The sequence below is a fragment of the Bradyrhizobium sp. Cp5.3 genome (assembly GCF_000426265.1).
Classification (GTDB): Bacteria; Pseudomonadota; Alphaproteobacteria; order Rhizobiales; family Xanthobacteraceae; genus Bradyrhizobium; species Bradyrhizobium neotropicale.
In genome coordinates, this window is the sequence record NZ_AUFA01000003.1 from 479,023 (window position 1) to 486,838 (window position 7,816).

The 7,816-nt window shown below is 63.8% G+C and carries 6 protein-coding genes; 3 read left to right on the forward strand and 3 right to left on the reverse strand.

The window, feature by feature from the left end; genetic code table 11:
* Positions 1-37 precede the first annotated feature (37 nt).
* Entirely contained in the window at positions 38-1,297 is a 1,260-nt protein-coding gene (locus tag K289_RS44035; protein WP_035684086.1) for an efflux RND transporter periplasmic adaptor subunit, read from the reverse strand.
* Positions 1,294-4,485, reverse strand: a complete 3,192-nt coding sequence (locus K289_RS0107670) for an efflux RND transporter permease subunit (RefSeq protein WP_027550960.1) — start codon at positions 4,483-4,485, stop codon at positions 1,294-1,296. Before K289_RS0107670 ends, K289_RS44035 begins: the two co-directional genes overlap by 4 nt.
* 660 nt (positions 4,486-5,145) lie before the next feature.
* Between K289_RS0107670 and K289_RS0107675 the strand changes: the two genes are divergently transcribed.
* Together K289_RS0107675 and K289_RS0107680 are read left to right on the forward strand one after the other, a co-directional pair.
* A complete protein-coding gene (locus tag K289_RS0107675; RefSeq protein ID WP_027550961.1) occupies positions 5,146-5,403 on the forward strand; it encodes a GlsB/YeaQ/YmgE family stress response membrane protein in 258 nt (85 codons plus the stop codon).
* A 365-nt stretch (positions 5,404-5,768) separates the two neighbouring features.
* Entirely contained in the window at positions 5,769-6,965 is a 1,197-nt protein-coding gene (locus K289_RS0107680) for a Xaa-Pro peptidase family protein (RefSeq protein ID WP_027550962.1), read from the forward strand.
* Positions 6,966-7,058: 93 nt separating this feature from the next.
* Here K289_RS0107680 and K289_RS48510 read toward each other — a convergent pair whose 3' ends face one another.
* Complete coding sequence (locus tag K289_RS48510) at positions 7,059-7,358, reverse strand: hypothetical protein (protein WP_084788567.1); 300 nt, start codon at positions 7,356-7,358, stop codon at positions 7,059-7,061.
* Between the two features lie 160 nt (positions 7,359-7,518).
* Here K289_RS48510 and K289_RS0107685 point away from each other — a divergent pair.
* The coding region (locus K289_RS0107685) for a transposase (protein ID WP_027550963.1) at positions 7,519-7,816 on the forward strand (298 nt) is incomplete at its 3' end.

Here is a 7,816-nt window from a genome sequence, read left to right on the forward strand (position 1 = left end):
GTCGTAAGCGGAGCCTGGGCGATCCGAGCTTAGCGGCCTACGACACGGCAGTCGTTGGCTTGGCTTGGACCTTGGCACCCTCGGCCAGATCGACCGACGGATTGAGGATGACCTGGTCGCCAGCGCGGACGCCGCTGTCGACTTCGACCTCGGAGCCGTGGTCGCGCACCACGCGGACCTTCCTCAGATGCGCGACGCCGTTTTCGACCACGGCGACCTGGGTGCCGCCGGCATTGAAGATCAGCGCGTCCGCCGAGATCCGGTAGCTCGGCGTCTTGCGTGGAATGTGGAGTTCGACGGTGCAGTAGATCCCCGAGGCCAGCGCGGCATCGGGGTTCGGGATGTCGACCTCGGTGAGCAGCGTTCTCGAGCCGGGCTGCAGCGCGTCGGCGATCCGCGTCACCGTGCCTGGAAAGGAGCGGTCCGGAATCTCGGGCACGCGGACCACGGCGGCGATGCCGGGCTTGAGGCCAAATGCCGCGTCCTGCGGAACGAACACCTGGGTACGGATCACATGGCCCTGCTGCAGGGTGAACATGAACGTGCCCGAGGTCGCGTCGGCCTGCACCAGGCTGCCGACATCGATGTTGCGCTGGGTGATGACACCGTCGAACGGCGCCACGACGCGCTGATAGAGCTTCTGCTGGCGCAGCACCTGAAGCTGCGCGTCCTCCGCCTTGATGTTGGCCTGTGCCACCGACACGGCTGCCTCCTGGGCCTTGAGCGTCTGCTCATCGATCGTGCCTTGCTGGGCCGTGACCCAGCCCTTGTCGACCAGCGGCCGATCGCGATCCCAGGTGACCTTGGCAAGCTCCCGGTTGGCCTGCGCCTGCTGGAGCGACGAATTGAGCTGGGCGAGCGTCGCTTCCGCCTGGGCGATCTGGTGATCGAGCTCGGGGGCCACGATCTCGGCGAGGAGCTGGCCTGCCTTGACGTGGTCGCCGATGTCGACCGCGCGCGTGCCGATGTAGCCGCTGGCGCGGGCGAAGATGTTGGCGCTGGCAAAGGCCGAGGTCGTCGCCGGCAGCGTCACGACCTCGATATTGTCGCTGGGCTCAACCGTCGCAACGCGGACCTGCGGGACGAAGTTGCGCTCCTGTGCGGCAGTCGCGAGCACCTGGCGGCGCTCGGCATAGTGGCTCCATGCGCCGGATGCGAGCGCCGCGCCGGCGACCAGCACGAGGCCGAAGCCGGCGAGGCGCCCTCCCCAACTCCGCCTGCGCTCCGGCGCGACCGTCTCCTTGCCCCGATCCGTCTCGGTCACGCGCTCAGCGTCGAATGGTCCGTTGAAGTTCATTCCAGCACCTCGTCAAATACCCCGTGATGTGTCTTGCCGTCGTTGCCCCTGCGCAGCATGGCGAACAGGTAGGGCACGACCAGCAGCGTCGTCGGCGTCGCGAACAGGAGCCCGCCGATGACGGCGCGCGCGAGCGCGGCATTCTGCTCCTCGCCGGCCGCACCGATCGCCATCGGGATCATGCCGACGATCATTGCGGCCGCGGTCATCAGCACCGGCCGGATTCGGGTGTGGCCGGCCTCGATCGCGGCTTCGAAGGCGGTCTTGCCGGCAAGCTGTTGCTCGCGCGCAAAGGTCACGAGCAGGATCGAGTTCGCGGAGGCGACGCCCACCGCCATGATCGCTCCCATCAGCGACGGCACGTTGAGCGTTGTGCCGGTGATGAACAGCATCGTCAGGATCCCGCACAGCGTCGCCGGCAGAGCCAGAATGACGACGAAGGGATCGCCGAAATTCTGGTAGTTCACGACCATCAGGAGGTAGACGAAGACGGCGGCGAACAAGAGACCGATGCCGAGATTGATGAAAGCACTGTTCATGCTCTGGATCTGGCCGATCACCTGAATGGTGTTGCCCGGCTTGAGCTGTTTCTGGAGATCGGTCGTGATCTTGCTGATCTGGCTCGCCACGCTGCCGAGATCGCGGCCCTGGACGCTGGCATAGACCTCGTAGACCGGTTGCACATTGACCTGGTTGGAATTGGTCGGAGTCGTGGTGCGCCGGAACGTCGTGACGTTGCTGAGCAGGCCGGGAATTGGCGTGTCAGTCTGCACTGACGCCAGCGACGTCGAAACCGGCGTATTGGCGAGATCGTTCAGCGAGCTGATCTCTCGTTCCGGCGTCTGCACTGCAAGATAATAGGGAATTCCCGAGGTCGGGTCGGTCCAGAAGTTCGGCGTGACCTGCTCCGAGGAGCTCAGGCTGACATTGAGGTTGGTCGCGATCGTGTTGGCGTTGAGCCCGAGCTGCGCCGCACGGGTGCGGTCGATATCCGCATAGAAGGTCGGCGCGTTCACCTCCTGCTGCAGATGGGCATCGGCAATTCCCGGGATCGCGGCGATGCGCTGACGCAGCTCGTTGGCGACCTTCAGATTGTTCGCCTTGTCGTAGCCGACGGTGCGCACGTCGATCTGGGCCGGGAGCCCGAAATTGAGGATCTGGGTGACGATGTCGGCGGCCTGGAAGTAGAACGTGTCCTCCGGAAACGCGGCCGGCAGCACCTCGCGCAGCTTGCGCACATAATCGGCTGTGGGCCGGTGTCCCTCCTTCAGCGAAACCAGGATCACGCCGTCATTGACGCCGATGGTCGAGCCGTCGCTGAACGCCAGATTATAGGAGCGCGCCGGCAGGCCGATATTGTCGACGATCAATGCGCGGTCCTTGTCGGGAATGACCTGGCGGATCTTGTCCTCGACCTGCTGGAAGATCTTTTCCGTGTTCTCGATCCGGGTTCCCGCCGGGGCGCGGACGTGAAGCTGGATTTGTCCGCCGTCGATCGCCGGGAAGAAATCCCGGCCGACGAAGGGATAGAGCACGGCGCCGAGCGCCAGCACGGCGATCATCCCCGCCGGAATGATGAAGCGATGCTCGATCAGACCGGTCAGCGAGCGCGAATAGGCGTGACGCATCGCCTCGAAATGCCGCTCGAAGGCCGCATGGAAGCGCGCGAACGGGCCGCGCGGCGCGGCGCCGGTTGGGCCATGGTGCTCGCTCTTGAGCAGCAGGCCGATGATGATCGGCGTCAGCGTTCGCGACAGGCCGTAGGACGCCAGCATCGCGAAGACCACGGCGAGGCCAAGCGGCGTGAACAGATACTTGGCCGGCCCGTCGAGGAAGACGACGGATGTGAACACGCAGCTGATCGCGAGCGTCGACACCAGCGTCGGCACGGCAATGCCGGCCGCCCCGTGCAGCGTCGCCTGCGGCAAAGGCAGCCCCTCCTCCGTGAGCAGACGATGGGTGTTCTCGATCGTGACCGTGGAATCGTCGACGAGGATGCCCACCGCCAGCGCCAATCCGCCCAGCGTCATCGTGTTCAGGGTTTCGCCGAGGAAGTAGAGCACGATCAGGGAGGTCAGGATCGACAGCGGGATCGAGATCATGACCACGACCGTCGATCGCCACGATCCCAGGAACAGGAGGATCATCAGCGCGGTCAGCCCGGCCGCGATGGCGCCCTCGCGCAGCACGCCCTCCACCGACTGTTTGACGAACACCGACTGGTCGAACAATTCGTTGATCTGCAGGCCCGGAGGCGCCGCCGCACGTGCGGTCTGCAGGGCCTTGTGGACCGCATTGACCACGCTGACGGTGGAGGCGTTGCCGTTCTTGATGATGCCGAGCAGCACCGAACGCCGGCCGTTCTGCCGCACTACGTTCTGCTGCACCAGCCAGCCATCGTGAACCTGCCCGACGTCCTTGACGAATATGGTGGCGCCGTTGACGACCTTGATCGGGATGTTGTTGAGGTCCTTGATCGAGGGCGGCGTCGCATTGGTGCGGACGACATATTGCTTGTCACCCATCTTCGCCGTGCCGGCCGGCAGCGTCAGGTTCTGGGCGTTGACCGCGTTCACGACGTCGAGCGGCGTCAGCCCCTTGGCGACCAGCTTGGCGGGATCGATATCGACCATGATCTGCCGGTATTTTCCGCCCGACGGCGTCGGCAGCGTGATGCCGGGGATCGGCGCCAGTTGCTGGCGGATGCGGTAGATGCCGTAGTCGTAGAGCTGCTGTTCGCTCAGCGTGTCGGAGCTCAGGCTGATCTGCAGCACGGGCACGCTCGACGCGTTGAACTGCACGACGACCGGCGGCTGGATGCCCGGCGGCATCAGCGCGCGGATGGCATTGGTGGCGGAAACGATCTGCGAGATGGCGAGGTCGAGATTGACGTCGGGCTGGAAGTAGATCTTCTGCACCGACAGGCCGGCCATCGTCTGGGCCTCGATGTTCCTGATGCCGTTGACGTTGGAACTGATCGAGTACTGGCTGTAGGTGGTGACACGCTGCTCCATTTCGGGCGTGCTGAGACCGGTGTAGCTCCAGATCACGGTCACGACCGGAATGTTGATCTCCGGAAAGACGTCGGTGGGCATCTCGAAGATCGTGACGGCGCCCAGAAACATGATCAGCGCCGCGACCACGTAGAACGTGTGGGGAAATCGCAGAGCAAAACGAACGATACCCATTCGGCACTCCTCGCCCCGCGGCGGCCGCATGCGGTCTCCGCGGCATCCAGACCAGCAGTAAGCGTTGCGCGCGGACGATCGCCGCACGGCCCTGCCTCCTGCGCTCCCTGGATATTGTGTGGTTCGAGGGGTGACGGATACCCGCTCGGTGAAGTCCTGGTCGCTCCCGACTTCGCGCGGCCAGTGTTGCGTCGAGAGGAGATTTATAGATCGGACGTCAGAAGGGAATGCTGCCTTCGGCAATCGGTCGTGCGATTTGACCAAAAGTTGGTGAGTGCCCCCGCAGGTAGGCTCAAGATCATGCGAGCACTGCAGCCGCGCGCGCTCGTTGACGCCGCTATCATTTCGACATTGGTCAAAACTGCGCCTGCCGCCCAAAAATGCACCGTTCCGATGACGCACAACTCAGCGAAGATTACGGCACCGTAACAATGGGAGGTTCGTCGTGCATCTCGCGCGCGGAGCCCAGTCCTGCGCGCGGCAAATAATGGCGAGGCATCGGGTCTGCTGGCCGCGACAGATCGCGCTCGTAGCTGGGATACCATCATTGACGTAAATCAACCTGCGGCTGCCCGGTGGCATCTCAAGATCATGCCAGCCAGCTTCAGCTCGCTGGCCCGTTTTCAGCCTTGGAGAACTCCGATCGCATGAGGAGCGGATATGGGCATCATCTGGACAATCATCATTGGTTTCATCGTCGGCGTCGTCGCCAAGTTCATCATGCCGGGCGACAATGAGCCGAAGGGGTTCATTCTCACCACCATCCTGGGTATCGTTGGTGCGTTTGTTGCGACCTACCTCGGGCAAGCGGTCGGGTGGTATCGCGCGGGCGAGAGCACGGGGTTCATCGGAGCCGTCATTGGCTCGGTGATACTCCTTTTCCTCTACGGGCTCGTCACGGGTCGGAGGAGCGCTTGACGTCGCACGCCGGAGAGCCGTTGCCACTTGCCTCGTAACGATCAAGCCGGCGAGACATCCGCTTGCAAGGGAGCACTCCTCGCCCCGGCAGTGAGCGCCCTTGCACGGAAGCTCAAGATCGCGCGAGCGGCTGCAGCCGCGCGCTCTCGTTGATGGCGCCCGCCGGCCCAAAATGCGCCTGCGCGGTCACTCTCGTTCAAGGCCGGTTTCGGCAATCCGTTGTTGCGCTTCGCCGACCAGGAGTGCAGGTCAGGCCAGCCAATCCTGGGCTACCTAGACCCCCTGCTCCCGACCCAATATTGCCACCCGCAAGCCAAGATAACAGACGCAGGCCTGAAGGCCGCGCCAGCCATGGGAGGTTCGTCATGCAGGAGCATCTCGCGCGCGGAGCCGAGTCCCACGCCATTCCCTTCGATGCCGCCAAGCTCGACCGTCTGATGGAGGCCGCCGGCCTCGACGTCCTGGTCGCGACCTCCAAGCACAATGTGCAGTACCTGCTCGGCGCCGAGCGCGCGATTTTCTTCGACTACATGGATGCGATGGGCGTCAGCCGTTATCTGCCGGTCCTGGTCTATCCCAAGGGCGCGCCCGAGAAGGCCGTCTATGTCGGTCATCGTCTGGAGACTCACCAACGTGCCGTGGCGCCGCCCTGGGTGGCGCAGGTCCGGACCGAGTCCAACGGGTCGGTGGATGCAGTGATGCGAGCCGTAGGCCTGATCCGCGACGCCGGTGTGCCGTTGAAGCGGGTCGGGGTGGAGATGGCGTTCCTGCCGATGGATGCGGGTCGCGCGCTCGCCGATGCCCTGCCCGGCGCCGAGCTCAAGGACGCGTTGCTGGTTCTGGAGCGGCTGCGCGCGGTCAAGTCGGCGGACGAATTGGCAAAACTCAAGACGGCCTCCGAACTGGTCGTCGCCTCGATGCTGGAGGTGATCGCGCGGCACGGGCCGGGCACGACCAAGCAGCAATTGTCGGACGCGTTGCGCGTTGCGGAGGTCAACCGCGGGCTCACCTTCGAGTATTGCCTGCTGGCCTGCGGCAACAGCCATAACCGCGCGCCCTCGGCGCAGCGCTGGGAGCAAGGCGATGTCCTGTCGCTGGACTCGGGCGGCAACTATCACGGCTATATCGGCGACCTCGCGCGAATGGCTGTGCAGGGCGATCCCGACACCGAGCTGAGAGATTATCTCGCCGAGATCGAGGCGGTGCAGCGCGCGGCCTTCGCCGCGGTCCGGCCGGGCGCCCTCGGCAGCGATATCTATGTCGCGGCCGAGCGGCAGCTCGCCCAGATCAGCCAGCGCGGCTGCACCGATTTCCTCGCCCACGGCATGGGTCTCGTCAGCCACGAGGCCCCTCGCCTGACCGCCAAGGGTCCGGTCCCCTATGATGATGTCGATGCCCGCCAACCGCTCGAGCCCGGCATGGTGGTGTCGATCGAAACCACGATGAAGCATCCCACACGCGGCTTCATCAAGCTCGAGGACACGGTCGCGGTGACGCCGACCGGCTACGAGATCTTTGGCGAGGGCGGCCGCGGGTGGAATCTCGGCGGCAATGGGCTCTAGGGCGCCAACCGACAATCCCTGCTGAAACCGCCGAAAATGACCCGATGCCGACCTCTTAGCCCTAACGTGCATGCGCTTGGGGTCGGAGTCGGCTCAATTTGCGGTGGTCGGGTTCAATCTTTGGTGTCGCCGGAAGAAGCTGATCCCCACCATCGTTCCCACGAATGTCCCTATGAACAAACCGACAGCAGCACATCCTGCAACAACCGTGACGACCCATCCCAATGCAGACCATCCGCCGCAGTCGTTGATTGGCGTCGGCATATGGGCGCAGCTATGTGCAACAACTCGAGAAGTGGTCAGCCACAGGATCAAAAAGGCGGCCGAGACGACGAATATTATCATCGCGGCAAAACCGATTAGCGCAGCCCAGACATATTTGAGCGGACTCATAACCTCTTTCCCCTACGGCCGTCTTAGTTGTTAACCTCCTTGATAATATCAAACCACGTGTGTGATGTCGCCTTTTGATGCTGTGGACGGCTCCTCCACGGGCACGAGAGTGCCAAGGAGTGGCGCCGTTTGAGGCTCCCACGATTCGGAGGAGCAGCCTATGCAGTCAATTTCGACGATTGGTCTGGATATTGCGAAGTCGGTCTTTCAAGTGCATGGCGTCGATGGAACCGGTCAGGTGGTGATCCGCCGCCAGCTCAAGCGCCGTTTCGTGCTGTCCTTCTTTGAGAAGTTGTCGCCGTGCCTGGTAGGGATCGAGGCTTGCGCATCATCCCATTATTGGTCCCGCGAACTGCAGGCGTTGGGGCATACGGTGCGGTTGATGCCTCCCGCCTATGTGAAGCCCTACGTCAAGCGGCAGAAGAACGACACCACCGATGCGGAGGCGATTTGCGAGG

Excerpts from the sequence above, each read along its gene's own strand:
- K289_RS48510 (WP_084788567.1), bottom strand. The coding sequence starts at position 7,358 with ATGAGTCCGCTCAAATATGTCTGGGCTGCGCTAATCGGTTTTGCCGCG.
- K289_RS0107680 (WP_027550962.1), top strand. The coding sequence starts at position 5,769 with ATGCAGGAGCATCTCGCGCGCGGAGCCGAGTCCCACGCCATTCCCTTC.
- K289_RS44035 (WP_035684086.1), bottom strand. The coding sequence starts at position 1,297 with ATGAACTTCAACGGACCATTCGACGCTGAGCGCGTGACCGAGACGGAT.
- K289_RS0107670 (WP_027550960.1), bottom strand. The coding sequence starts at position 4,485 with ATGGGTATCGTTCGTTTTGCTCTGCGATTTCCCCACACGTTCTACGTG.
- K289_RS0107675 (WP_027550961.1), top strand. The coding sequence starts at position 5,146 with ATGGGCATCATCTGGACAATCATCATTGGTTTCATCGTCGGCGTCGTC.